The sequence below is a fragment of the Lactobacillus sp. LL6 genome, from assembly GCF_007570935.1.
Lineage (GTDB): Bacteria > Bacillota > Bacilli > Lactobacillales > Lactobacillaceae > Lactobacillus.
In genome coordinates this window covers 1,518,421-1,542,876 of sequence record NZ_VLLR01000001.1, presented here as the reverse complement: position 1 = coordinate 1,542,876, position 24,456 = coordinate 1,518,421, and the positions used below count along the sequence as shown (strand labels likewise).

At 32.1% G+C, this 24,456-nt stretch carries 26 protein-coding genes, 2 pseudogenes and 1 other annotated feature; of the genes and pseudogenes, 21 read left to right on the top strand and 7 right to left on the bottom strand.

Annotated features, from left to right (window positions below; all coding sequences use genetic code 11):
• Nucleotides 1–128 precede the first annotated feature (128 nt).
• The 4 genes from helD to FOD82_RS07405 all read left to right on the top strand — a co-directional run bounded on the left by helD (nucleotide 129) and on the right by FOD82_RS07405 (nucleotide 4,956).
• Nucleotides 129–2,423, top strand: a complete 2,295-nt coding sequence (helD, locus tag FOD82_RS07420) for an RNA polymerase recycling motor HelD (RefSeq protein WP_144355799.1) — start codon at nucleotides 129–131, stop codon at nucleotides 2,421–2,423.
• Nucleotides 2,424–2,472: 49 nt separating this feature from the next.
• Nucleotides 2,473–2,706: a binding site (T-box leader), on the top strand.
• Between the two features lie 152 nt (nucleotides 2,707–2,858).
• Nucleotides 2,859–3,500, top strand: a complete 642-nt coding sequence (locus tag FOD82_RS07415) for an amino acid ABC transporter permease (RefSeq protein WP_144355798.1) — start codon at nucleotides 2,859–2,861, stop codon at nucleotides 3,498–3,500.
• A gap of 11 nt (nucleotides 3,501–3,511) precedes the next feature.
• Nucleotides 3,512–4,132, top strand: a complete 621-nt coding sequence (locus FOD82_RS07410; protein ID WP_144355797.1) for an amino acid ABC transporter ATP-binding protein — start codon at nucleotides 3,512–3,514, stop codon at nucleotides 4,130–4,132.
• A gap of 2 nt (nucleotides 4,133–4,134) precedes the next feature.
• Nucleotides 4,135–4,956 carry an amino acid ABC transporter substrate-binding protein gene (locus FOD82_RS07405; protein ID WP_144355796.1) on the top strand — a complete coding sequence of 274 codons (822 nt, stop codon included), beginning with the start codon at nucleotides 4,135–4,137 and terminating at the stop codon, nucleotides 4,954–4,956.
• A 16-nt stretch (nucleotides 4,957–4,972) separates the two neighbouring features.
• Here the strand turns inward: FOD82_RS07405 and FOD82_RS07400 are convergent, their stop codons facing one another.
• Nucleotides 4,973–5,458, bottom strand: a complete 486-nt coding sequence (locus FOD82_RS07400; protein ID WP_144355795.1) for a GDSL-type esterase/lipase family protein — start codon at nucleotides 5,456–5,458, stop codon at nucleotides 4,973–4,975.
• The gene (gene tnpA, locus FOD82_RS07395) at nucleotides 5,403–5,867 is read right to left on the bottom strand and encodes an IS200/IS605 family transposase (protein WP_144356016.1); all 465 of its coding nucleotides are present in this window, start codon (nucleotides 5,865–5,867) and stop codon (nucleotides 5,403–5,405) included. The genes FOD82_RS07400 and tnpA overlap by 56 nt, the downstream gene beginning before the upstream one ends.
• Before the next feature lie 103 nt (nucleotides 5,868–5,970).
• On the opposite strand from tnpA, the gene FOD82_RS07390 reads away from it, so the two are divergent.
• Complete coding sequence (locus tag FOD82_RS07390; RefSeq protein ID WP_242450195.1) at nucleotides 5,971–7,356, top strand: transposase; 1,386 nt, start codon at nucleotides 5,971–5,973, stop codon at nucleotides 7,354–7,356.
• Between the two features lie 199 nt (nucleotides 7,357–7,555).
• Here the strand turns inward: FOD82_RS07390 and FOD82_RS07385 are convergent.
• Nucleotides 7,556–7,720: pseudogene (locus FOD82_RS07385) on the bottom strand (SGNH/GDSL hydrolase family protein); the annotation flags it as partial.
• A 123-nt stretch (nucleotides 7,721–7,843) separates the two neighbouring features.
• Here FOD82_RS07385 and FOD82_RS07380 point away from each other — a divergent pair.
• A complete protein-coding gene (locus tag FOD82_RS07380) occupies nucleotides 7,844–8,401 on the top strand; it encodes a hypothetical protein (protein WP_144355794.1) in 558 nt (185 codons plus the stop codon).
• 29 nt (nucleotides 8,402–8,430) lie between these two features.
• Here the strand turns inward: FOD82_RS07380 and FOD82_RS07375 are convergent.
• Nucleotides 8,431–8,517, bottom strand: a pseudogene (locus FOD82_RS07375) (SGNH/GDSL hydrolase family protein); the annotation flags it as partial.
• A gap of 56 nt (nucleotides 8,518–8,573) precedes the next feature.
• On the opposite strand from FOD82_RS07375, the gene coaA reads away from it, so the two are divergent.
• Together coaA and efp are read left to right on the top strand one after the other, a co-directional pair.
• On the top strand, nucleotides 8,574–9,488 hold the full coding sequence (gene coaA / locus FOD82_RS07370) for a type I pantothenate kinase (RefSeq protein ID WP_144355793.1): 915 nt from the start codon (nucleotides 8,574–8,576) through the stop codon (nucleotides 9,486–9,488).
• 36 nt (nucleotides 9,489–9,524) lie between these two features.
• On the top strand, nucleotides 9,525–10,100 hold the full coding sequence (efp, locus tag FOD82_RS07365; RefSeq protein WP_144355792.1) for an elongation factor P: 576 nt from the start codon (nucleotides 9,525–9,527) through the stop codon (nucleotides 10,098–10,100).
• Nucleotides 10,101–10,134: 34 nt separating this feature from the next.
• Here efp and FOD82_RS07360 read toward each other — a convergent pair whose 3' ends face one another.
• On the bottom strand, nucleotides 10,135–10,506 hold the full coding sequence (locus FOD82_RS07360) for a DUF1304 domain-containing protein (RefSeq protein WP_144355791.1): 372 nt from the start codon (nucleotides 10,504–10,506) through the stop codon (nucleotides 10,135–10,137).
• Between the two features lie 108 nt (nucleotides 10,507–10,614).
• On the opposite strand from FOD82_RS07360, the gene FOD82_RS07355 reads away from it, so the two are divergent.
• Together FOD82_RS07355 and FOD82_RS07350 are read left to right on the top strand one after the other, a co-directional pair.
• Entirely contained in the window at nucleotides 10,615–11,070 is a 456-nt protein-coding gene (locus FOD82_RS07355) for a MarR family transcriptional regulator (protein ID WP_144355790.1), read from the top strand.
• Nucleotides 11,070–11,588: a GNAT family N-acetyltransferase gene (locus FOD82_RS07350; RefSeq protein WP_144355789.1), complete on the top strand. Its 519-nt coding sequence runs from the start codon at nucleotides 11,070–11,072 to the stop codon at nucleotides 11,586–11,588. The genes FOD82_RS07355 and FOD82_RS07350 overlap by 1 nt, the downstream gene beginning before the upstream one ends.
• 29 nt (nucleotides 11,589–11,617) lie before the next feature.
• On the opposite strand, the gene FOD82_RS07345 is transcribed toward FOD82_RS07350, so the two are convergent.
• Entirely contained in the window at nucleotides 11,618–12,244 is a 627-nt protein-coding gene (locus FOD82_RS07345) for a PepSY domain-containing protein (RefSeq protein ID WP_144355788.1), read from the bottom strand.
• Between the two features lie 143 nt (nucleotides 12,245–12,387).
• Nucleotides 12,388–13,302, bottom strand: coding sequence for a prolyl aminopeptidase (locus tag FOD82_RS07340; RefSeq protein WP_144355787.1), 915 nt, complete (start codon nucleotides 13,300–13,302; stop codon nucleotides 12,388–12,390).
• A 127-nt stretch (nucleotides 13,303–13,429) separates the two neighbouring features.
• Between FOD82_RS07340 and FOD82_RS07335 the strand changes: the two genes are divergently transcribed.
• From FOD82_RS07335 to FOD82_RS07285, 11 genes are all read left to right on the top strand, one after another.
• Nucleotides 13,430–15,034: an ABC transporter ATP-binding protein gene (locus FOD82_RS07335; RefSeq protein ID WP_144355786.1), complete on the top strand. Its 1,605-nt coding sequence runs from the start codon at nucleotides 13,430–13,432 to the stop codon at nucleotides 15,032–15,034.
• Nucleotides 15,035–15,143: 109 nt separating this feature from the next.
• Nucleotides 15,144–15,890, top strand: coding sequence for a PAS domain-containing protein (locus FOD82_RS07330; RefSeq protein ID WP_144355785.1), 747 nt, complete (start codon nucleotides 15,144–15,146; stop codon nucleotides 15,888–15,890).
• Between the two features lie 254 nt (nucleotides 15,891–16,144).
• Nucleotides 16,145–16,885: a nicotinamide riboside transporter PnuC gene (gene pnuC / locus FOD82_RS07325; RefSeq protein WP_144355784.1), complete on the top strand. Its 741-nt coding sequence runs from the start codon at nucleotides 16,145–16,147 to the stop codon at nucleotides 16,883–16,885.
• Between the two features lie 74 nt (nucleotides 16,886–16,959).
• Nucleotides 16,960–17,406: a DUF3290 domain-containing protein gene (locus FOD82_RS07320; protein ID WP_144355783.1), complete on the top strand. Its 447-nt coding sequence runs from the start codon at nucleotides 16,960–16,962 to the stop codon at nucleotides 17,404–17,406.
• Nucleotides 17,407–18,045: a DUF421 domain-containing protein gene (locus tag FOD82_RS07315; RefSeq protein WP_144355782.1), complete on the top strand. Its 639-nt coding sequence runs from the start codon at nucleotides 17,407–17,409 to the stop codon at nucleotides 18,043–18,045.
• A 14-nt stretch (nucleotides 18,046–18,059) separates the two neighbouring features.
• Complete coding sequence (locus tag FOD82_RS07310) at nucleotides 18,060–18,884, top strand: Sir2 family NAD-dependent protein deacetylase (RefSeq protein ID WP_144355781.1); 825 nt, start codon at nucleotides 18,060–18,062, stop codon at nucleotides 18,882–18,884.
• Between the two features lie 8 nt (nucleotides 18,885–18,892).
• Nucleotides 18,893–19,849, top strand: coding sequence for an exonuclease domain-containing protein (locus tag FOD82_RS07305; protein WP_144355780.1), 957 nt, complete (start codon nucleotides 18,893–18,895; stop codon nucleotides 19,847–19,849).
• Between the two features lie 19 nt (nucleotides 19,850–19,868).
• Nucleotides 19,869–20,690, top strand: a complete 822-nt coding sequence (locus FOD82_RS07300; RefSeq protein WP_144355779.1) for a DNA/RNA non-specific endonuclease — start codon at nucleotides 19,869–19,871, stop codon at nucleotides 20,688–20,690.
• A 69-nt stretch (nucleotides 20,691–20,759) separates the two neighbouring features.
• Nucleotides 20,760–22,187, top strand: coding sequence for a C69 family dipeptidase (locus tag FOD82_RS07295; protein ID WP_144355778.1), 1,428 nt, complete (start codon nucleotides 20,760–20,762; stop codon nucleotides 22,185–22,187).
• Between the two features lie 316 nt (nucleotides 22,188–22,503).
• The gene (locus FOD82_RS07290) at nucleotides 22,504–23,589 is read left to right on the top strand and encodes an ABC transporter ATP-binding protein (RefSeq protein ID WP_144355777.1); all 1,086 of its coding nucleotides are present in this window, start codon (nucleotides 22,504–22,506) and stop codon (nucleotides 23,587–23,589) included.
• Entirely contained in the window at nucleotides 23,589–24,455 is an 867-nt protein-coding gene (locus tag FOD82_RS07285; RefSeq protein ID WP_144355776.1) for a sugar ABC transporter permease, read from the top strand. Before FOD82_RS07290 ends, FOD82_RS07285 begins: the two co-directional genes overlap by 1 nt.
• The last annotated feature ends 1 nt before the right edge of the window (nucleotide 24,456 follow it).

Here is a 24,456-nt window from a genome sequence, read left to right as displayed (position 1 = left end):
ATTATAAACCTAAATAGTGAAATTTTTATAAATATTTGCTTATGTTTTGTTAGCAAAGTGTTAAACAGTAGGATGGCAACGTAAATAATGATAAAATATTATACAAGCTTTTTTTGGAAGGTGACAATATGACTGAAAAAACAAGTGAAGAACAATATGAACAATCCCATCTTGATTATGTAATGGGTCTTATTGAAAATAAAGAAAAAGAACTTAAAAAATCGATTAAATCAGCAGAAGGTGAAGCACGGGATCTTAATTCTCATTTCTTTGATGATGTGAAACTTGACTATGATGGATATTCTACTTCAATGGAAACAGCCCTATCTATTCACCAGCAACAGCAACTCTTAAGCGAGCGTGAACATGCTTGGCAGCATTCTGCAAAGCAACTTGATACAATTGAACGTTTAGAAAAGAAACCATACTTTGCACGAGTAGATTTTACTGAAAAAGGTTCAAAACCAGAAACAATTTATATTGGGTTAGGATCTTTTGCGGATACTGAGGATCATTTTTTGGTTTATGATTGGCGTGCTCCAATTTCTTCAATTTATTACGATGGAAAACTTGGCAATGTTACTTATAATTCACCAGCTGGAGAAGTAACAGTTGACATGACTAAAAAACGTCAATTTATGATTGAAAATGGTAAAATTATCAACATGTTTGATACCAATGAATCTATTGGAGATCAGATGCTTTTAGAAGCTTTATCTGAAAAATCAAGCACCCAAATGAAGTCAATTGTAACCACGATTCAGCAAGAACAAAATAAAATTATTCGTAATACTAGTGCTGACTTGTTATTTGTCCAAGGAGCAGCTGGTTCTGGAAAGACAAGTGCAATTTTACAAAGAATTGCTTATTTATTGTATCGCTATCGTGGTAATTTAACTTCTAGTGATGTAATCATGTTTAGTCCTAATCAGTTGTTTAATGATTATATCAAGAATGTGTTACCTGAAATGGGTGAGCAAAACATGGTTCAAATGACTTATTGGCAATTTGTATCCAGACGTTTACCGGGAATGAATGTTGAAAATCTTTTTAAACAATTTGAAGATAAAACAGCAGATACAACAATTGGGGCCTTTAAGGATTCTGTTAACTTCTTTAACTTAGTTACTCGCTATGCTAAACATTTAAATAAGCGAGGAATGGTATTTAAGAATATTTATTTCCGCGATAAGAAAAAGCCATATTTTGATAAAGAAAAAATCAAAGAAATATACTATTCTTTCAATGATAATTACAAATTAGCTAATAGAATTGATGCAACTCGTGAAGAATTAGTTAAGTTGCTTAATCGTAAGATTGCTCCAGAAGTAAAGAAAAAATGGGTATCTGAAACAATTGAAGGTTTAAGTAAAGAAGAATTGAACAATTTGTATGACCGTCCAGATCAAGAATTTTCTTCAGAAACTGAAGAAGAAAAATTTTTAGGCAGAAAAATTGTTGTTAAAGAATTGAAAAAGGTTAATCAAAGAATTAATCGTAATCAATTTATTAATATGCGTGCTCAATACTTGCGCTTTTTACGTGCCGTTCCAAAGATGACTGATTTAAGTAAGTGGGGAATTTCTGAAACAGCATGGGATAAACATGTTGAAGAAGTTAAAGAAGGTTTTAAACAGCATGATATTCATATGAATGATGTTTCTGCTTACCTATATCTTTATGATTTAGTAATAGGACGTAGAACTAATTATGAAATGCGTTATGCCTTCATTGATGAAATTCAAGATTATACTCCTTTCCAATTAGCATATCTTAAGTTTAACTTTCCCCGAGCTAAGTTCACAATGTTAGGAGATTTGAATCAAGCGATTTTTACTAAAGATGAAAGCCGCAGTCTTTTAAAACAAATTTCTGGTTTGTTTGATCCTGAAAAAACGGATGTAGTGCAACTAACTAAATCATATCGTTCAACTAAAGAAATTACAGACTTTACTAAGCAAATTTTGCGTGAAGGTGAAAAAATTGAATCCTTCAATCGTCGTGGTCCAAAACCTGCAGTTTGGGGAAGAGCAAATGATGAACAAGCAATTAATGTAGCAGTGCAAATTTTAAATGATAATAATAAAAATAAGCAAACTACTGCTATTATTACTAAAGATTTAGCCAGTGCAAGAGAAGTTAGTGAACAATTAAAAGAGCACGGTGAAAAGGTTACTTTAATTGCAACTGCCAATCAGCGTCTAGTACCTGGAACTATAGTAGTTCCTTCTTATCTTGCTAAGGGTTTAGAATTTGATTCAGTAATTATGTGGGATGCTTCTAAAAAGAATTATCATAAACTTGATGAAACTCAATTAGTTTATACGATAACTTCACGTGCGATGTATAAGTTGGACATTATTTATACTGGCGAAAAGAGTCCTCTTCTTGATGTAGATAAGCAAACTTATGTTAAAAAGTAAGTAAAATTATTGACAAAGATGGTGCTATCGGATAATATTGAAGAATATTAAAACAACTTGGAACAGAACTAGTAATTCACTGACCGCTAATAGAGAGTCTTTGATGGTGGAAATGAGATAACGGCGTGGATGAATCACATCTGTGAGTTGACTCCTTGAAAAAACAGTAGAGCAGTCCGGGTAGCCCGTTACAGCTATAGGTTTATTAACAAACTTATTAAGGCAGTTTGATGTGAATCAGCTGTAAATATGAGGTGGAACCGCGGAATAATTCGCCCTCTTAGACTATGTGTCTAGGAAGGCGTTTTTTGTTAGTAAACCTAGTGAGACAGTCTAGTGTGAGCTAGCTGTGAACACGAGGTGGGAACACGCAATTTTACGTCCTCTTGATTAACTTCAAGAGGACTTTTTTATTGAAAAAAGTAGGTGGAATTTATGGAATATATTATGCAGATTATGCCGGCACTTTTGGCTGGAGTTTGGATGACATTAAAGGTTTTCTTTTGGACTTTAGTATTGGCAATGCCATTAGGAGTTTTGGTTGCTTTGGGAGAAATGAGTAAAATCAAACCTGTTAAATGGTTAGTAGAATTTTATGTTTGGATAATGCGTGGAACACCATTATTACTGCAACTAATATTTGTATTCTATGGTTTGCCAATTTTGCATATTGTTTTTCCGCGTTATCAAGCTGCACTTTTAGCATTTGTACTTAATTATGCTGCATATTTTGCTGAAATTTTTAGAGGAGGATTGCAGTCGATTAGCGAAGACCAATTTGAAGCAGCACAAGTTTTGCGGTTGAGCCGTTTTCAAACGATGACTCACATTATTATTCCCCAGGTGATAAAAATTGTATTACCATCAATTGGAAATGAAGTTATTAATTTAGTCAAGGATTCATCTTTGGTTTATGTAATTGGCTTGGGAGATTTACTTAGAGCCGGAAATGTAGCAATGGCAAGGGATGTAACCTTAGTTCCTTTAGTAATTGTGGGAGCTATTTATCTGCTTTTGATTAGTGGGTGTGCATTTTTACAAAAGAAAGTAGAAAAGCACTTTAGTTATTATAAGTAGAGGTAAAAAACATGTTAGAAGTTAAAGATTTATGTAAAGCGTTTAATGGACGTGAAATTTTAAAAAATATTTCTTTTACATTGCAAGATGGTGAAATTTTAACAATTGTTGGTCCATCTGGTGCCGGTAAAACTACTTTGCTTCGGATTATTGCCGGACTAGAAACTAAAGACAGTGGTGAAATTTTAATTGATGGAAAAAGTTATGATTCAGGTAAAGTTGGAGTAGTTTTTCAAGATTATAATTTATTTCCTAATTTAAGTGTGATGCAAAATATTACTTTAGCACCTAGGCTTGTTTTAAAGAAAACTGAACAAGAAGCCGATAAAGAAGCAGAACAATTATTAAAAACTTTGCAAATGATGGGACATGAAAAACAATACCCATATCAATTATCTGGGGGCCAAAAGCAGCGAATTGCAATTGCAAGAGCACTGGCAATGAAGCCAAAAATTCTTTGCTATGATGAACCAACTAGTGCTCTTGATCCAACTTTAAGAAAAGAAGTTGAAAAAATGATTTTGAACTTAAAAAAGACCGGATTGACTCAAGTAATTATTACTCACGATTTAACTTTTGCAAATAATGTTGCTGACCAAGTATTAAAGGTTAAACCACTAAGCGAGGGATAGTCATGAAGAAAATTATACTTTTATTATCTCTAATATTAGTATCTTTAGGTCTTGCAGGATGCAGCAGTGTACAAAAAGAAGCTAATACTCAAGATAGTTGGAATAAAATTATCAAAAAGAAAACTGTAGTGGTTGGGCTAGATGATTCTTTTGTACCGATGGGTTTTTCTCAAAAAAATGGTCAACTTGCAGGTTATGATGTTGATTTGGCAAGAGAAGTCTTTAAGCAATATGGCATTAGGGTTAGTTTTCAAACTATTGATTGGTCAATGAATGCAACTGAACTTCGTAACGGTACAATTGACTTAATTTGGAATGGCTATAGTATTACACCAGAGCGTGAAGAAAAAGTTATGTTTAGTAGACCTTATTTAAAAAATCGACAGGTTCTCGTAGTTAAACGTGACAGTAATATTCATAATTTTAAGCAGATGAAAACTAAAGAACTTGGTATGCAGACAGGGTCTACTGCTGAACAATGGTATGAAGGAAAGCAAAATGTACTTCATGCAAAAAAAGCAGTTTTGTATGATCAGGTGCCAAATTCTTTCTTAGATTTGAATGCTAATCGTATTCAAGGAATACTTTTAGACGAAGTGTATGCTAATTATTATATTGCTCATCAAGCAAATAAAAATGCGTATCGAGTGATTATTAATGACAAGGTTCCAGCAGATTATTTTGCAGTAGGGATGCGCAAGGGCGATAAAACACTGCGTAAGAAAATTAACTATGCTTTAGGTCAATTACAAAAGAATGGCAAGTTAGAAAAATTAAATAAAAAATGGTTTGGTAGACAGTCAAATTATTTAGGAAGAGACTAAAAGACTAGCATGAAAGCTAGTCTTTTAGTTTAGATAAAATTGTTGGGGCTATAGTTTTGACTAAAAGCTCGTTGCCTTTATCAGTTAAGTGTTGACCATCTGCTTGGTAGTAAGAAGAAATATCAGATAAACCAGAAAAAGCAGAGATCATATTAATGAATGGAATATGATTTTGCTTAGCAATATGTTTGGCAGCTTGATTAAAATCTGCAATGTTTTGATAAAATTGGTTAATTTCAAAATTATTTGGATCAGGTGGAAAAGGTCCAACAATAATGCACTTTTGAGGACTGATATAATCAATCATACTTTGTAAATTATTAGAATAATTTTTAAGACTTACACCCCATCCACTTGAAGCATCATTAGTGCCATATTCAATGACAACTAGATTGCTACTAGAGTCTAATTGATTTAATGAAATTTGCCCGGAAATCCACCTATTTTTAATGGGTGGATGGATAGGGCTTTTTTTCTTTCTGGGCATTATATATTTGATCATTGATGTACTTTTCCACTACTTCCTTTGACATATTGCCTACAGTGCCAAAATAATAGCTTGAAGACCACAGGTGTCCGCCCCACATCTGTGATTTCTTTATTTCTGGATGATTTTGGAAGAATAAAAATGCGCTTCTGCCTTTTAGTGCCTTGATAACGCTGGAAGCAGCTTTATACGGCTTGAACGAAATAAGCAGATGAATATGCTCGGGCATTACCTCCATTTTTTCAATAAGAATGTCATTGTCTTGGGCAATTTGCACAAGCAGCTCTTTCATTTCATCAGCTAATTTTTGGTCCTTAAATATCTGGTTGCGATATTTAGTACACCAGATTAAATGATAGTGGGTGCTATAAACATATCTTCTCTCATAAACTGCATCTTTTATTTTATCTCTTCTTATATTCATTGACATATAATTTACTCCTTGTTATTAAAGTGATTCATAACTATATTGTAACATACATTGACAGATGATATAATTAATGTTATTCGCAAAGGAGGTGAAAATAATGCGCAAAACAGAAATGAAATACATGCTTGGTCTTAAAATGAGAGCCTTTCCCAACCACAAGCAAAAGAAGATCATTAAAAAGAATACTGATGCTTCTCGCTTTGTCTATAATCAGCTTTTAGCTAATTCTTATACTGATAGTGCAATTCATAGAAACAAGCTGGACAAAAAATATCCAATTCCTAAATACACAGTAAGATTCAACCGAATCAAGAAGTGTTTTATTGTACACCAGAATTGGCGCTACAACAAAAAAGGTACTTTGATAACTAAGTCAACTAAGCGTAAAACTGGCTTAGACAGGATCACTGCAGATAAGTATCCTTGGCTAGGCGATAAGGATTTGGATTCTTTGACTGCTTACAATGCTCAGATAAATTATCAATCTGCATGGAAAACGTTCAGACAGGTTCATGATGCTGGAGTGCCTAAATTCAAGCGCAAGTCTGCTTCTAAGCAAAGCTATTCCACTAATTGTCAGTATGTAGGATTAGACAAGAAGCATGGCGAAGTGCCTAACTTATTCAACGGTACAGTTAGATTTTTAAAGCAGAATCCGCATGGCTATTGTCATATTAAGCTGCCTAAGCTTGGCAAGATTAAAGTTTATTTGTCTAAAGAACTGCCAAAAGCTAAGGAAATCAGAATTGCCAGAGTTACGATTTCTGTTCATTCTTCGGGAGAATACTATATCTCAATGCTTATCAAGTCTAATGATCCTTTGGCTTCGCTCTATCCTAAAACAGGCTCGGCTCTTGGTTATGACTTAAACATCAAGAACTTCTTGATAGATACGAACGGCAATGAAGTAGCTAATCCAAAGTATTATCGGAGAATGAGAGACAAACTGGCTAAAGAGCAGCGCATCTTGTCTAGAAGGTGTCGCAGAGCCAAAAAGACCAAGCATAAATTATCTGAATGCAAGAACTACCAAAAGCAAAAGCTCAAAGTAGCTCAATTGTATCGCAGAATATATAGGCAGAGGAATGCTTTTCTGCATAATTTGTCGACTGCACTTATCAAGAACCACGATTTGGTAGTCGGAGAAAATCTGAAAAGCAGGAACATGCTTAAAAATCACGCCTTGGCAATGAGCATCAGTGATGTAGGCTGGAGAACGTTTATCGGTATGCTTGAATATAAAGCACCGCTTCACGGCAAGACCTTTGTCTTGGTCAATCCGGCTTATACTACCCAAACTTGTTATGACTGCAAGTTCGTGATGGGTAAGAAAGGCACGAAAAAACTCACGCTGCAAATGCGTGAGTGGGATTGTCCTAATTGCAACGCGCATCATATCAGGGACTACAATGCAGCTAAAAATATCCTGGGCAAAGGATATATGGCATTGAAGATTCCTGATTATGAATATAAATTTTCGTAGATTTTCTTGCAAAATCTTACTGGCACAGCAACTTGTGTCATTAGTTTGGGGCGATTTGGCGTAGATATCTTTGCCGATAGAAGCTTGCTTCTTGAGCGAGGATATCGCAGTCTCATCCAAACATATTGGTGCTAGTAACAAATAAGTGATGAGCTTATTTGTGAAGTCACCATGCCATTCACTTTAGTGAATGGTAGTTGACATAATCTAGTCCCTCAACCGTAGTGGCACCGCTTTTAGAAAGATTGATTACTTGGATATTATTTCCCAAGAAATTTTGAAAAAGATTAGTAACTAAATTAGTATTTTGACGATTACGAAAACCATTGAAAATAGAATCACCGAAAAGAATCGTTTTTTTCATATTTTGCTCCTTTTTTTATGAATGATAATTTAAGTTGACAATAAAATTAAAAGCACTATAATTTTAAGAAAATCTTTGCTCTAAAACAGGAGTATTATTAATATTTATTTTTAAGTTATAGGTATGAAAACAAAGAAGCAAACAATAATTTTTATTAGTATATTATTTCTTATAGTATTTGTTAGTTTTTTTGTATATAAAAAATTAACAAGTATGCAAAATTCTTCAAGTATTTTGCAGGCTGAAATTTCTTATCCTGATTCTTCTAAAAAACAATACATTGAAATACTTTCTAATGGAAAAGTAAAATCTATCCATTCTTTTACACAAAGTGATAGTGATGCTATAAGTGTTGATCCATGGATTTTTGAAGAATATGTAAATAAAAATAAAGAAATTTATTTAACCTTAAAAAAGTATACGTTGAAAGATAATAAAAATAATAAAGTACATGATGAAAACTATTATAAGCTTGTTGATAAAATTGCTAAAGATAGTAAACATTCAATTGGAATATTAAATCTATTTAAAGTAAGAAATAAATATTATGCATTTGTAAAAGATAATGCTGGTTTGTCAGATGAAGGAAATCTTTATAAATTTAATTCGCGTACAAATAAATTAATAAAGATTTGTACGATAGATTCTGGTGAAATTATAAAGTTAAAACATACTGCTTAGGTAGTATGTTTTTTATTTCCCAAGAAATTTTGAAAAAGATTAGTAACTAAATTAGTATTTTGACGATTACGAAAACCATTGAAAATGGAATCGCCGAAAAGAATCGTTTTTTTCATATTTTGCTCCTTTTCCTCTATAATAAACTAAATAGAATTAATTAAGAGGAATTTTTATGAAAAATTATACATGCTTTAATAGAGATGAATGGGCTGCATTGGCTCCTAAGAATAAGGCCGAAATTACTAAAGAAGAACTTTTAAGTATTAAATCATTAGGGGATGTTGTTGATTTAACTGATGTTCATGAAATATACACTAGCTTAATTAGTTATCTTTATTTAGTCTATAAAGAAAAGCGTCATACTCAACATGCTCAAGAAAGTTTTTTGCATAAAAAATTAAAACTTGCTCCTTTCATCATTGGTATTTCTGGCTCGGTTGCCGTTGGAAAATCAACAACTGCTAGACTTTTGCAATTATTGTTAAGTAGAACTTATCCAGAATTAAAAGTACATTTAATGACTACGGATGGTTTTATTTATCCTAATCAAGAATTACGTCGTAAAAATTTAATGTCGCGTAAAGGTTTTCCAGAAAGCTATAATATGACAATGCTAAGTGACTTCTTGAAGGATGTTTTAAGCGGGAAAGATGATATTGTATATCCGTTATATTCTCAAGAATTGAGTGATATTGTTCCTGGAGAATATGGTCATGTACAAAATCCCGATATTTTGATTATGGAGGGTATTAATACATTACAATTACCCAAGAGTGGTCAAGTTGTGACAAGTGACTTTTTTGATTTTTCTTTATATATTGATGCTGAAGAAGATATGATTGAAAAATGGTACTTGCAACGATTTGAAAAAGTTCTAGACCTAAATAAAAATAATAAGAATAATTACTATTATAAAATGGCAAATGGACCAAGAGAAGATGCCTTAAAATATGCTGAAGAAGTGTGGCAAATGATTAATTTGGTAAATTTGCGCCAATATATTGCCCCAACTAAACAGCGTGCAAGCTTAATTTTGCATAAAACAACAGGACATTTAATAGATAGCATATATTTACGTCATTTTTAAATTAATTTGGTACAATTGAATTAAAGGAGAATTTTTATGGTACAAGCAATTAATTTAAAAAAGGGTATGGTATTTACCCAAGAAGGAAAGTTAATCAGTGTTATTAAAGCAAATCACCACAAGCCTGGTAAAGGTAACACCGTTATGCAAATGGATTTGCGTGATATAAAAACAGGTGCAGTTGTTCATAAGACAATGCGTCCAACTGAAAAGGTTGACTTGGTTGAAATGACTAAAAAGAAGGCTCAATATCTTTATGGTGAAGGTGATCTTTACACCTTTATGGATACTGAAACTTATGAACAATATGAAGTGCCAAGTGATATTTTAGGTGATGATAAGTTATATCTAATTCCAAATATTGTTGTTGATTTAGACTTTGTTAATGATACTGATTTAATTGGGGTAAATCTTCCAGCAACTGTTGCTTTAACAGTTAAAGAAACTCAACCAGAAATTAAGGGTGCTACTGCTGCTGGTGGTGGTAAGCCAGCAACTATGGAAACCGGTTTGGTTGTAACAGTTCCTGACTTCATTAAGGAAGGCGAAAAGATTATCGTTAATACTGCAGAAGGTACATATAAGTCTCGTGCCGATAGTCAAGCTCACTAATAAAAAAACTAGCCAATCGGCTAGTTTTTTGTTTCTATAAACTAATTAAACCTAGTGCAACAATTGCTGGTAGCATTTGTACTACAAAAATCTTTTTAGTTGCAGTAAAACCACCAAATGCAGCTACTACAATGATAAATCCCATCAATAATTGCCAAATGAGAATAAGTGTTTCTCCTTTTAACATGAAGAATACAAGGATAATCATTAGTCCTAGCATCCCATTATAAACTCCCTGATTAGCCATTGATAAACGAGCAGATTCTTGTTTGGTAAAGTCAGGTGACATATCAAAAGCTTTAGCTTGAGTTTCTGGACTTGCAAAAATTTCCAAGTAACAAATTGCGATATGTTCAATTCCAACTAAGAAAACTAAAATTATTCCGAGATTATGTAAAATATTCATTTATATAGTTCCTCCATTATTTATTACTATTATTATCTCACAGCTTTTCTGATTATTGTTGCAAATACAACAAAATCATTATAAAATTATTTTTAAGGATGTGAGAAAATGACCGAAGATATTTTGCATCAAATAGGTACTATTGCAAGAGCACTTGATTCGATTGCTAATATTGAATTTAAAGATATTAATTTGAGTCGAGGGCAATATTTGTATTTAGTAAGAATATATGAAGAGCCTGGCATTATTTCTGATCATTTAGCAAGTATTTTGAATGTTGATCGAACTACTGCTGCTCGAAGTATTCAAAAGCTTGTAAAAGAAAATTTAGTAAGTAAAGAAAAAGATGATAAAAATAAAAAGATCCGACATCTTTATGTAACAAATAAAGGTAGGGAACTTGCTAAATTTATTCAGAAAGAAAATATTTATTCTAATGAAATGGCTTTAAATGGTTTGAGTAGTGTTGAAAGAGATGAATTAAGAAATCTCTTGCAAGTAGTTGAAGAAAATGTCAGTGAAAATTGGAATTTTGTAAAAAATGGAGGAAAGAGGACATATTAATGGATTATTTAATTAAGAATGTAACTAGTGATGATCTTAAGGATTTACAAAGTATTTCCCAGGAAACCTTTAAAAAAACTTTTGATCCATTTACTGCTCCAGATGATATGGAGCGATTTTTAGAAGAAGCATATGCCGATGAAAAATTATTGGCAGAAATTAATAATCCACATAGTAGATTTTTCTTTTTAATGGTAGAAGATGAAGTTGCAGGATATTTAAAGATTAATGATGAAGATGCTCAAACAGAATCTGTAAAGCCAAATGCACTTGAGGTAGAAAGAATCTATTTAAGAAGTAAGTTTCAGCATAGAGGTTTAGGCTTAGTTTTAATAAAACTTGCAGAAAAAATAGCTCGTGAAGAAAAACGTGACTATATGTGGCTTGGAGTGTATGAAAAAAATATAAATGCACAAAAGTTTTATAAACGAGATGGCTTTGAGAAAGTAAGTCAACATGTTTATCCAGTTGGAGATGATCCCCAGATCGATTATATTTTAGCTAAAAATTTGCATTAAAAAGACAGTTCAATTGAACTGTCTAGTGTTTAATCATCGTCATGTTCAGTGTCGATGATTTTTTTATTTTGAGCATCAATTTTTACTTCTGTTTTTTGATGACCATCATTGACTTTTACTTCCCAGTAAGCATTATTATTATCTTGTTCTAATTTCCATTCAGTACTTGTACTATTTTTGACATGATTTTCAGCAAGTTTGCTTGCTTCATCTCGAGAAATCACTTTATCAAAATTAAGGCCTTGTTTAAGATGTTCATCTAAATCTAGAGTTTCAGAATGTTTGTTAATTATCTTGCCGCTATTGGCATCGATTGTCATAGTATATTCTTTTGTAGAATCAAAGCCTTCAATTTCATAGACATAATTACCATTTTCTACTTTTAAATCAATATCTTTGATTTTCTTATCATTATAATCTTTATAAAAAATATTAAGAGCTTTAGTTTGGCTGATATTAATTTGAGAAGTCTTTACTTTAGCTTTGGTTTTGTTAACGGCTTTTTCAGTTTTACTTTTTGTGCTACTGCTACTTTGAGTACTTGATTTTGAAGAAGTGTTATTTTCGGATTTGTTAGAACAAGCTACCGTACTAACAGACAGAATTCCAAGAAGAGTAAGGGATGATGTTAAACGAATTAATTTGGTTCTTTTCATGATTTTCTCCTTAAAAATATAGTTATAATTTTAAAATAATTATATCTGTAAAGAGACACTGTGTCACTTTGCTTGAATTGATATTATCAAATTCTTAAATTTTAGAGTGAAAAAATAAGCCACTAATTGTGACTTATTTTCAATTATTCGCCTTTAAAAGAACCATCTTCAACTTCTCTAATAAAGTCAGCTAAATGTTTATAATAAATATCTGGATTATCAACCATATGATGGTGACCGCCATCTGGAGTTGTAACTAAGCGAGAATTAGGAATTTCTTTTTGCATAGTTTTAGCCGTTGCAATTGGCATAGTTTCGTTTTCACCGAAAGTAATTAAAGTAGGAACTTTAATATTCTTCAATTGATCACGGAAATGCCAATCTTTAAGTTTGCCAGTAATTACAAATTCATTGTCACCTTGAAAGGCGTTATAAACAGCACTGCCACCAATATCTTTTAAGTGATAGAGCTTAGAAGGTTGTTTTCTATCAACAAAATTAATATTTAAAATTTGAACATCATCTTGATAACGTTGGTTGTCATAGTCGTTATTTTTTTCGCATTCATGCATAAAGTCAATTTCAGTTTGTGGAAGGACTTCTTGACGGCGGCGATTAACACTGGCTACATATTCGTCAATTTCATCAACCATTGAAGAAATAATAGCACCTTTTAAGTGCTGACCATATTTAACAGCGTATTCTTGAACTAAAAGACCGCCCCAACTTTGACCAATTAAATAAAAGTTATCTAGACCAAGTTTTCTGCGAACTTCATCAACTTCATCCAAAAAGTATTCATATGTTAAATACTTTTTAGCGATTGCTGGATCAGAATAGTCAGGTTGGTCTGAATAAAGCGAACCTAATTGGTCATACATGGTGACTTGAACATTTAAGCGTTGCTTTTTTAATTGTTCTGCAGCATCTTCCCAGTATTCATGATTACCGCCAGGACCGCCATGAAGAGCAAGTAAATGAATATCACCTTCACCTTGGGTATTGGTCCATAAGTGATAACCATTATCTAAAGTGATAATTTTACTACCAGTTTGCATAATTTTCTCCTTTTTTTGTAATCTTTTACATTTTATTTTAACTCATAATGTAATTTCTAGCCAATTTGTGAAAATGACTATTTTTTGCGTATAATATAGAATATCCCAAACTTTTAAGGAGATTTTGATGAGTTTAAAATATGCTAAAAAGAGTCAAGTAATTTTGTTTACTATCTTAGCTGCAATAAAAGCCTGTAATATAGTTTTTGTTGCCTACATGATTAAGATTATGTTGAATGTGGCATCTTCTGGCTCACATGATTATATGTATTTAGTTAGATTAGCCATTTTTACTGCTATAGGACAGTTGTGTTTTATGGCAAGTAATTTTGTTTATGAAACTGTAAAAATGACAATTGTTCGCGATGTCAATATGGTTTTTAAACGTGCAAATCTTATGTATTTAGTAGATCAAGGGGAACCCGATATTAAAAATGGCTTGTCCTTGATGACTAATGATTTAAAACAAATTGAAACGAATCGAGTTAATGCCCAACTTGATATGATTTTACAAGCACTTACCTTTATTGGAGCAATCAGTTTTGCTTTTTATAGTTCATGGCAAATGACAATTGTATTTATTGTGGCAATGATTGCACCTGCACTTGTTCAATTAGTTACTAGTCCAATTATTACTCGCAAGTCTGATATTTGGGCAGAAAAAAATGCAGTTTATACTCAAAATGTTTCTGATTCATTAAATGGCGCTCAGTCGGCTAAATTATATAATGTTCGCTCAAATATTGTGACCAGAGCTGCTAAAGCTGCTCAAAATATGGAAAATGCTTTACGTAATATGTCTTTGACACAAGCATGGGCACTTGAGCTAATTTATTCTGCAGCAGAGCTATTTTGTTTTATTATTCCATGTACAATTGGTGGGATTTTAATGATGCAGGGAAAATTAGAAGTCGGAACGCTGGTTATGATGGTTGACTTAGCAATGAATTTTATTACACCGGTTGTAACGCTCTTTAATGAATTTAATCAAGTTAAATCAACTGTTCCAATGTGGAAAAAGACTTTGAAGGCACTAAATTATCAAGCTAAGTATGATAAGAGTAAAGTTAAGGAATTTAGTGGGATGCAAATTAAAGACTTATCATACGTCACTAATAAAGATCATAAGCAGATTTTTGATAATGTTAATTTAACTATTAAACCTGGAGAAAAAGTTCTCCTGATGGCACCAAGTGGATGGGGAAAGACTACTTTATTGAGATTAATGCTTGGACTTAAAAAGCCAGAAGGTGGTGAGATTTTGTTGAATAAACAAAATGTAACTGGTAATTGGGAAAAAGCGCATAACTACTTTTCTTATGTAAATCAAAAGCCGTTTATGTTTGATGATACTTTACGTTTTAATATCACATTAGGTAGAAAAGTAGATGACAAATTACTCGATAGTGTAATTCATGAAGCGGGCCTTGATGAATTAGTGAAAGAACAAGGTTTAGATAAAAATGTTGGTGAAGATGGCAATAGCTTATCAGGGGGACAAATTCAGCGTGTAGAAATTGCGCGAGCTCTTTTGTCACAGCGACCAATTTTACTTGCTGATGAAGCTACCAGTGCTCTTGATCCTAATTTATCGTTAGCCATTCATGAAACTCTACTTAAAAATCCTAAAGTAGCGGTAATTGAAGTAGCACATAAAATTTCGCCAGAAGAAAAAGAAATGTTTGATCAAATTATTCATCTTGATAAGCATCGTATAGAAACTAGAATGTAATTAATATTTAAAAAAATATATAAAAAATTACTTCTTCTTGTTTTGAAAATGCTTACATAATAAAATTAGCTTATTAAGATAAAAATTAAGTAAAGGAAGATGAATAGCTATGGCAGAACCAAAGTGGTTAGAGGACATGAATAAAGATGAATATCTAAAAGAGGACTTTGATGCATCAGGTAAGTCAATTGCTGGTACAACTATTGATAGTATAGATAAAAATGATCCTGAATGGCTGGATAAAGCAGCTAAAAAGGTTAATGCTGCAGAAGGTGATGATTACGTTAAGCTTGATTCCGGATTAATGACAGTTAATCAATTGAATTGGATGCTTCAAAATACTATTGGTGAATTAACTTTTGTAGATGATAATAATCAATTTTTATGGTATAACCGTCCTAAAGACCCCAATTATAAAATGAAAGCTGGAAGAAAGCCTGAACAAGTCGGTGATACCATGAAAGCTATTCACCCTGATGTTAGAGATGTTATTCCTAATGCCAAAAAAGTAGTTCATGCTCTTCGCACTAAAGAATCAGGTCATGATGATGTGTACATGCCAGTCCCTACGGGCAATTTAAAACAACTTATTTTGCATTACTACAAGCGTGTAGAAGATGATAAAGGAAATTATGTTGGTATTTATGAATGGGTACAAGATTTGTATCCACTAGTTAAATATTTCTGTGAAACTACTGGTCAAAAGTTAGTAATTGATCCTGATGCAGTAAGTGGTGCCACTTACCGCCGAAACTCGGATCCTGATGCAGCAACAGGTGCTTCAACAAAAGCAAAAGAAGTTAAAGAAAAACATAAAGAAAAAACTGATGCAACTAGTAGTGCATCCGAACATTAATATTTTAAGCGATGAAGAATCGCTTTTTTTATTAGATTTTTTTTGAAAATAAAAAATGGTGTCAATGCCTGTTATAAACACTATATGTAGGGATTAATATTTTTATCTACCACAATATCTAGAAATGTAAATTCTTGAATCTGAATAATTTTTAACTTATTATAGTTAACGTTGATTTACAAGATGTTCTGTTTACAGAACGGATAAGGCACAATATCTTGTATTGTGACCTAAAGAAAAGGAGATAAGAATTAATGGATTCTAGGAATGAGAATTATTTTGTATGGCTATTTAACCAATTAAAGGGTTGGCCAATTCAAAACTACATGTTGTGGTTTTTTGCTTTTGGATTTCAACTTGCACTTTTAATTCAAGGTAAGTTTGACATGGTTACTTTAGTTACATTTATTGGGACACTTTTAGGTACGCTTTGTGTTTTAGCAATTAATGCAACTAAAGCAATTAATGGCTGGCTTGGACTTATTTCTGCGGCATGTTTTATCTATGCTGGACTTGAAGCTAAGAATTACTTATCAATTTTTGAACAGATTGCTTATATTGCAACTTTAGATTTACCAGTTATTCTTTCAGTTAATTCATGGAATGATGATACTAAAAATCACTTAAGAAAGTTTGGAGCTAAAGAATGGATAATTGCTATTGTAGGCACTTTAGTAGTTTATGCAGTTTCTGGATTTTTAATTGGTAAGTTTACTAATGATCCTCGTCCTTGGATTGATGCGATTAGTTTTGCTATTTCTCTTACTGCTGGAATTATGTGTTTTATGCGTTATAACAATCAATACTTCTGGTGGACAGCAAGTGGTATTTTCCAACTTATTCTTTGGGGAATTACTTATGCTCAAGGTGATGCTAGTTTAGCTATGGCAGTTAACTCATTAATATATGTTGTTAATGATGTGTTAGCTTTTACTGTGTCACCATGGTTCAATCATGGCCGTAAAAAGGCTGGGCTTGCTGAAATTAGAGATTAATAATATTACAAAAGGCCGCAAAAATTGCGGCTTTTTTCTATGGTAAAATAAAACAAACTAATAGAGGTGAGACTATGACTTTTTATACGATTAAATATATTCAAGAAAATCAAAAAAGCAACCAGACTCTTTTTTACGTACTTATGATGGTGGCAGCGATTTCCATGATTATTTTTGCTTTTTTATATTTAAAAAATAGATTTGCTACAAGATATCGTGATTTAGGAATAATTGCACTTTTATTTTTGCTTTTATTTGCTGGAGTTCAATATGAAAAATATACCCAAATAAATGCTCAAAAATCGCAAGCAACTCAAATTATTCCTTTTTTAAAATCTATCGCACGGGATAATAATGTTAAAGAAAGTGATGTTATGGCTAATGCCACTACACTGCAAAATGGTATGATTGTCCGCATTGATTCCAAAAATGAAGATTATCAGTTAAATCTAAATGATGATAATAATAGTTATTCTTTGACACGAGCACATGTTATCGATCATAAAGTGGAGGTAAAGTAGATGCAGTTAGACTACACAGAATTATTTATTAAATTTGCTTTGGGAATATTAACTTTGATTATTCAAATTAATATTTTTGGAAAAACAAATCTAGCACCTACTACTGCTTTAGATCAATTACAAAATTATGTGCTTGGTGGAGTAATTGGAGGAATAATTTATAATCCTTCAATTAAAGTATTGCAATTTTTACTTGTATTAATTGTTTGGACTTTAGTTGTATTTATTTTGAAGTTTAGTCGTGAGCATAATACTTGGGTGCGAAATTTAATTGATGGAAAGCCAGTTCAAGTAATAAAAAATGGTCATGTTCTAGTTGATAATTGCTTAAAAGCTGGAATTTCTGCTAATGAACTAATGTTTAAGCTTCGCAGTCGTGGTATATATTCAGTCAGTAAAGTGAAAAACTGTATTTTTGAACAAAATGGTCAATTAACCGTTATTGAAAATGATGAAGCAAATATTCGTTTTCCAATAATTAGTGATGGGCAAATTAATTATGATGTCTTAGAGCTGATTCATAAAAATGAAAATTGGCTCAAAGAACAAGCAAAAAAAGCAGGTTTTAATGATATTGGTGATGTATTTTTAGGAGAGTATAACAGCGGTAAATTAAATTTTACAGGTTATGATGAATAGAAAAGAGATATTAGATGAATAATTTTAATAAGGCAAAAACTTGGCTTGAAAATGCTGATGCGATTATTGTAACTGCTGGCAATGGCTTTAGTAAGCAAGAAGGATTAGATATTTTAAGTGAGAAAGACTTTGATAAAGAATTTAGTGAAGTAGCTCAAAAATATAATGTACATACTGTTGGGGATGCTTTAGATAAGCAGTTTGGTTCATGGAATGAGCAGTGGAAGTTTTGGAGTAATTTAGTTAATAAATATTCTTTGAATTATCATCCTAGTGACACAATGGATCAATTAAAGAGTTTATTAAAAGGTAAAGAATATTTTATTGCAACTAGCTCATTTGGTCACTTTTTTGAAAAAGCTAATTTTGATAAAAAAAGAATCTTTAATATTTTTGGTGATTGGACTCAAATGCAATGTTCAAGTGGCTTGAACCATGGACAAAGAAGTGCAATAAAGGAAATTAAAAAAATTATTTCGGCAGAAGAACAAGGAAAAGAAATAAATGATGAATTTGTTCCCAAATGTGAAGATTGCAATAGTCCTATGGAACTTTATATGCCTCTTAATAGCCACTTCTTTCCTGATGAAAATGCTAATACACGTTTTCGTTGGTTTTTAACTAATAATGAAAATAAAAATGTAGTAGTTTTAGAATTAGGAGTTGATATGACCAGTCCACAACTCTTAGATCCAATAGCTGCGCTAGTTATGCAATTTGAAAATTGGAATTATGTAGCAGCTGATTTGGCTACTGAAGATATACCAGATGAATTAAAAGAAAAAACAGTCACTTTTAATGCGAATAGTCATGAATTAATTAAAAAACTTTGTAAGTAGGAGATAAAATGAGTATTTTTATAAAAGAAGGCATTTTATATGTTTCAGGAAGTCAAGATAAGTTACGTCATAAGGGAAAAGAAATTATAGATTTTATAAGTGATTATACTTTGATTGATATTGAAACAACGGGCTTAAGTCCATTTAGAGATCGGATTACTGAACTTGGTGGAATAAAGGTTCGAGATGGAGAAGTTGTTGATAAATATAGTCATTTAATAAAATATCCTCAAAAAAATACGGTTCCAGCTTTCATCACTAAATTAAATGGCATTACCCAGGAAATGATTGAAAAAGATGGAATTCCTGTTAAAGAAGCGATTCATGATTTTCGTGAATTTATTGGCGATGATGTTATTATCGGTTACAATATAAATTTTGATTTGAATTTTGTTTATGATTTAGCCAAAAAATATAATGAAGTAGAACTAAATAACGATTATGTTGATGTATTTAGACTAGCTCGGGCATTTTATCCTAATGAACGTCATAATCGTTTGCTAGATTGTATGCAAAGAATTGGAATTGCTCAGATTGAACAACATCGTGGATTGGATGACTCACTTGATACTAAGAAGGTTTATGATTATTTTCACGAAAACTTTACAAATAAAATGTTCGACGTAGCGAAATCCCAAATTAAAGATGTAAATTTAGTTAATGATAAATTGGAAGCATGTCAAGTTAGTTTTCGCAATCCTTTAAATTTTAAAAAAGTGGTTTTATCAGGAAATTTACACTTTGAAATTGCTGAAATGGAAAAAGTCATTAGTAATATGAATGGTCAAATTCAGGAAATAGTAGATTCGAACACAGATTATTTAGTAATGGGTGACCATGATTTCTTCAGACATGATAATGAAAATCTAGAACTTGCTAGACAATATATTAAAGAAGGCGCAAAAATTAAACGATTGTCTGAAAGCTTCTTTTTAAGCATGTTAGATGATTGGGCAAGAAGCTAATAAAGGATATGAATAAGAGATGACCAAAAAACGTAACAATCAAAAGAAAAAGACCAATACACTTTATACAATTATCGCTGCTATAGTAATTATTGCCTGGGGAATATATTCTAAAAGTGATAGTTTTAATTTTGGGCAAAATAATTCTATTAAAACGGCGCAACGTGCCAATACTCCTTATGGGGGTTTGTCAAAGTCAGATTATGAAAAGTTAGCCAAATTAGACTTTAAAAGCGGAGATAAAGCCTATATTACTGTTAACAATGATAAATCAACTTTGATTAAAAATGCTTGGAAGGTCAATAAAGTAATTTACTCTAATTTAGATAGTTTAAATAGAACGTCACATTCTAATACTGCCTTTTTAGAGCGCCGTAATGTTGCAAATGATAATTTAAGAGTTCGGCAATTTATTGAACCAACTGGTTGGCACTATAATCGACGTAATGGCACTCAAATTTATAATCGTGGACATTTAATTGCTTATTCTGTCTCGGCTGGGATTGATCAAAATGGACAATATAATCCAAGTAATCAATCAGGAGATCAAAATAATCCAAAGAATTTGTTTACTCAATCGGCATATTCTAATCAAAAAGTTCAAACAATTTTTGAAAGTAAAGTTAGAAAGGCACTTCGTGAAAATCAACGTGTGATTTATCAGGCGACGCCAGTATTTAGAGGTAATGAATTAATGGCACGTGGTATAAATTTACAAGCGATTTCTACAAGTGGGACGCTAGATTTTAATGTATATCTTTTTAATGTTCAGCCTGGTTATGTCTTTGACTATAATAATGGACGTGCGCGCCGAGATCGTCAGATGAAAGTATCTGAATAGCAAAAATATACTGCTAGGTGTAAAATAGAAATATATTTTTAACGTATGAGTAAGTAAAGAAGGTACAAAATGAAAAAAGATAACTGTACTGCAATTCTTGTAGGTAAAGATGCCTCTCTTGATGGCTCTACTATGATTGCTCGTGACGAAGATGGTTATGGTGGTATTAACGAAAAACTTTTTGTAGTTAATAAAGCTCGTCATTACGATGAAGAATATATTTCTAAATATAACGGCTTTAAGATGCACTTAGAAGGTGAAGGCTGCAGATGGACCGCTTCCCCAACTGCTGATGAAAGTGAAGGTAGATGGGATGAACAAGGAATCAATGAGTATAACGTAGCGATGAGTGCAACTGAGACTGAAGCAACTAATCCTCGTTGTCTTGGACATGATCCCCTTGTAAAGAATGGAATTAATGAAGACTCAATGGTTTATTTGGTTTTACCATTTGTCAAAACGGCTCGTGAAGGTGTAAAACGTTTGGGGCAATTAATTGAAAAATATGGTACTGGAGAAACAAATGGAATTGCCTTCTCAGATAATGAAGAGGTTTGGTATCTTGAAACAGCTGCAGGTCATCAATGGGTAGCAGCCCGCATTCCAGATGATTCATATGCAATTTGTCCAAATATTATGGTAATTCAGAATGTAGATTTTTCTGATGAAGATAATTTTATGTATGCTTCTACAATTCGTGATTTTGTAGATAAATATCATCTTAATCCTTCTCAAGATGGAACATTTAATTTCCGTGATATTTTTGGAACTAAAGATGAAGCAGATAGCTACTACAACACTCCAAGAACGTGGTATGGTCAAAAACTTTTTAACCCAAGTATTGAACAAGATCCAACTAGTCAAGAAATGCCATTTACTCGTGTTCCTGAAAAGAAAATTAGTGTTGAAGATGTTCAAAAGTTTTTAACCAGTCATTATAACGGCACTCAATATGATCCAATGGATACTTTTGCATCAGGAAATGAAAAAGATCAAAAGAAGTTTCGTTCAATTGCTCTTGATAGAAACCAAGAATCAAGTATCTTACAAATTAGAAATGATGTTCCAAAAGAATTAGCAGGGATTCAATGGTTAAATATGGGATTTTATGCTTATTCGCCATATGTTCCTTTCTATACTAATATTGCTGATACCCCACAAAATTATAAATTAGCCAATCATACAGTTAATCCAGATCAAAGTGCCTACTGGCTTTATAAGACCTTGCAAGTTATAGTTGAACCGCGTTACCATCAATATATTTATCAAATCAACAATTATCGTGATAACTGTCAAAGCTATAGTGTCGGTCGTATTTCTGAAATTGATGATAAGGCAAAAGACTTTTCAAATGAAAAATTGACTAACTTTTTGACTAAGCAAAATGAAATTACAGCAAATGAAATTACAACTAAAACTAAGAATTTAATGAGTGATTTGGTACGACAAGCTTTGAATAGTTCTAAATATCAATTTGAACGCGGAGATAATTTATAATAAAAACACATTGTTCGGATAATTTTTTTCATAAAAGTTACATATTACTTAAAAAGACTATTGCTAAGGCAGTAGTCTTTTTTTATTGGTCTAGATGAGTCTAACACAATATGTTGTATTTAAGAACATTTAATCAAAAAAATATAATATAGTTAAGAAAATCACCTAAAAAATATCTGGTTTCACAGTTGATTTTATAAAGTTTCACGGAAACCACGAATTTTTTCATAAAAATCATTTGTACTTTTTGCTATTTTATCTTAAAATTGATGATGAAATTTTATAAGTATAACAATATATAGTGGTGCGTGATTTTATGAATGAAAATAGTTTTGTTGAAGTAAAGAATCTGAAGAAGGTATATGATAATGGACATCAAGCTATAAAAAATGTTAGTTTTTCAGTAAAAAAGGGCGATCTTGTATGCTTATTGGGACCATCCGGATGTGGAAAGACAACTATGTTAAATATTTTAGCAGGTCTTCTCAGTCCGACTGAGGGTGAAATTCTTTTTGATGGAAAATCTGTAGTAAAAACTGCCCCAAAAGACCGTCAAATTGGATATGTCTTCCAAAACTATGCTCTTTATCCTCATATGACGGTACTTCAAAATGTAATGTTTCCGTTAACTGTAGGAAAGCAAAAAAAGTCAAAAGATGAAGCTAGAAAAATAGCTGAAAAATATATGGAAATTACTCAAATTACTGAGTTTGCTAATCAAAGACCTGGTCAATTATCTGGTGGTCAGCAACAACGTGTTGCAATTGCACGTGCGCTTGTTCAAGAGCCTAAAATATTATTAATGGATGAACCTTTATCTAATCTTGATGCTCGACTTCGCCTTAAGATTCGTGAAGAAATTCGTTCTCTTGTTAAAGAAGTGGGTATTACAACTTTATTTGTTACTCACGACCAAGAAGAAGCACTTTCTATTGGAGATAAGATTATTCTGTTTAACGAAGGTGTGATTCAGCAAGATGATTTAGGACAAAACTTCTATTTAGAACCTAATAATTATTTTGTTGCTAACTTTGTAGGCAACCCTGTAATTGATAATTTTAAAATTAAGTTAGCGAATGGTGTAATTACTGCATCAGATTTTGAAATTAAAGTGAGTGATTTAGATCAAAGTCGCTTTAAACGAGACATGCCAGATGGAGATTACATTTTGTCTGTTCGTCCAGAAAATATTTTGCCAGATGAAAATGGATATGTTTCTGCAAACATTAAAGATGTTGAACTTATTGGACGTGAAAGAATTTTGAAGTTTGACCATGATGGAGTCCAAGCTCGTAGCTTAGTAAGTCTAGAAACTCCAATTAAAACTGGTGACAACATAAAACTAAAAATGAGACTCGATCGAGTATTTATCTTTACTCCGGAAGGAGAGCGTGTCTACTAATGAAGCAAAACCAAAAGAAAGCATGGCTATTTTTAGCACCAACAATCATTTTCGTAACTTGCTTTAGTATTTATCCAATCTTAAGAGCTTTTGTGATGAGTTTTCAAGGTGGTTCTCTTATTAATTTAGATTGGGCTGGATTTAGTAATTATCAATATATTTTTAAAGATCCAGAGTTTTGGTTGGCTATCAAGAATACGGTTTTATATGCTTTAATTTCTGTACCTGTTGGATTAGCAATTTCAGTGATGTTAGCATGGTTAATTTTCAGCAAAGTTAAACATAAGTCATTTTTTGAAACAACATTTTTCATGCCATATGTAACTTCTACTATCGCTATTGGTATTGTTTTCCGCTATATTTTTAATGGCGATTATGGGATGCTCAACTTTATTTTACGAGCTTTTCATTTGCCAGCACCTAATTGGATTGATGATCCAGCAATGTCATTGACTACGATTATAATTTTCGGTATTTGGACTTCTTTAGCTTTTAACATTGTAATTTTAATGGGGGCTCTTCGAAATATTGATCCAAACTATTACACTATCGCAGATATGTATGGTGCAAGTAGTATTGAAAAGTTTTGGCGAATTACCATTCCTCAATTAGTTCCAACTTTAGCATTCTTGCTCACAATGAATATTATTGCTGCTTTTAAAGTTTATACTTCAGTATATGCTTTATTTAATGGACAAGCAGGAGTCGGAAACTCTGGAACAACCGCAGTGTTCTATATTTATAATAAATTCCAAATTGTCGGCACTCCAGGTGTTGCAATGGCTGCAACTGTTGTATTGTTCATCATTATTTTGTTTGTAACTTTCTTGCAACGTAAAATGATGAAGAAAATAGGGGGACGTTAAT

Excerpts from the sequence above, each read along its gene's own strand:
- FOD82_RS07390 (WP_242450195.1), top strand. The coding sequence starts at position 5,971 with ATGCGCAAAACAGAAATGAAATACATGCTTGGTCTTAAAATGAGAGCC.
- FOD82_RS07285 (WP_144355776.1), top strand. The coding sequence starts at position 23,589 with ATGAAGCAAAACCAAAAGAAAGCATGGCTATTTTTAGCACCAACAATC.
- FOD82_RS07295 (WP_144355778.1), top strand. The coding sequence starts at position 20,760 with ATGAAAAAAGATAACTGTACTGCAATTCTTGTAGGTAAAGATGCCTCT.
- pnuC (WP_144355784.1), top strand. The coding sequence starts at position 16,145 with ATGGATTCTAGGAATGAGAATTATTTTGTATGGCTATTTAACCAATTA.
- FOD82_RS07360 (WP_144355791.1), bottom strand. The coding sequence starts at position 10,506 with ATGAATATTTTACATAATCTCGGAATAATTTTAGTTTTCTTAGTTGGA.
- FOD82_RS07310 (WP_144355781.1), top strand. The coding sequence starts at position 18,060 with ATGAATAATTTTAATAAGGCAAAAACTTGGCTTGAAAATGCTGATGCG.
- FOD82_RS07305 (WP_144355780.1), top strand. The coding sequence starts at position 18,893 with ATGAGTATTTTTATAAAAGAAGGCATTTTATATGTTTCAGGAAGTCAA.
- FOD82_RS07300 (WP_144355779.1), top strand. The coding sequence starts at position 19,869 with ATGACCAAAAAACGTAACAATCAAAAGAAAAAGACCAATACACTTTAT.
- FOD82_RS07415 (WP_144355798.1), top strand. The coding sequence starts at position 2,859 with ATGGAATATATTATGCAGATTATGCCGGCACTTTTGGCTGGAGTTTGG.
- FOD82_RS07340 (WP_144355787.1), bottom strand. The coding sequence starts at position 13,302 with ATGCAAACTGGTAGTAAAATTATCACTTTAGATAATGGTTATCACTTA.
- efp (WP_144355792.1), top strand. The coding sequence starts at position 9,525 with ATGGTACAAGCAATTAATTTAAAAAAGGGTATGGTATTTACCCAAGAA.
- helD (WP_144355799.1), top strand. The coding sequence starts at position 129 with ATGACTGAAAAAACAAGTGAAGAACAATATGAACAATCCCATCTTGAT.
- FOD82_RS07345 (WP_144355788.1), bottom strand. The coding sequence starts at position 12,244 with ATGAAAAGAACCAAATTAATTCGTTTAACATCATCCCTTACTCTTCTT.
- FOD82_RS07350 (WP_144355789.1), top strand. The coding sequence starts at position 11,070 with ATGGATTATTTAATTAAGAATGTAACTAGTGATGATCTTAAGGATTTA.
- FOD82_RS07400 (WP_144355795.1), bottom strand. The coding sequence starts at position 5,458 with ATGATCAAATATATAATGCCCAGAAAGAAAAAAAGCCCTATCCATCCA.
- tnpA (WP_144356016.1), bottom strand. The coding sequence starts at position 5,867 with ATGAATATAAGAAGAGATAAAATAAAAGATGCAGTTTATGAGAGAAGA.
- FOD82_RS07320 (WP_144355783.1), top strand. The coding sequence starts at position 16,960 with ATGACTTTTTATACGATTAAATATATTCAAGAAAATCAAAAAAGCAAC.
- FOD82_RS07290 (WP_144355777.1), top strand. The coding sequence starts at position 22,504 with ATGAATGAAAATAGTTTTGTTGAAGTAAAGAATCTGAAGAAGGTATAT.
- coaA (WP_144355793.1), top strand. The coding sequence starts at position 8,574 with ATGAAAAATTATACATGCTTTAATAGAGATGAATGGGCTGCATTGGCT.
- FOD82_RS07410 (WP_144355797.1), top strand. The coding sequence starts at position 3,512 with ATGTTAGAAGTTAAAGATTTATGTAAAGCGTTTAATGGACGTGAAATT.
- FOD82_RS07355 (WP_144355790.1), top strand. The coding sequence starts at position 10,615 with ATGACCGAAGATATTTTGCATCAAATAGGTACTATTGCAAGAGCACTT.
- FOD82_RS07330 (WP_144355785.1), top strand. The coding sequence starts at position 15,144 with ATGGCAGAACCAAAGTGGTTAGAGGACATGAATAAAGATGAATATCTA.
- FOD82_RS07335 (WP_144355786.1), top strand. The coding sequence starts at position 13,430 with ATGAGTTTAAAATATGCTAAAAAGAGTCAAGTAATTTTGTTTACTATC.
- FOD82_RS07405 (WP_144355796.1), top strand. The coding sequence starts at position 4,135 with ATGAAGAAAATTATACTTTTATTATCTCTAATATTAGTATCTTTAGGT.
- FOD82_RS07315 (WP_144355782.1), top strand. The coding sequence starts at position 17,407 with ATGCAGTTAGACTACACAGAATTATTTATTAAATTTGCTTTGGGAATA.
- FOD82_RS07380 (WP_144355794.1), top strand. The coding sequence starts at position 7,844 with ATGAAAACAAAGAAGCAAACAATAATTTTTATTAGTATATTATTTCTT.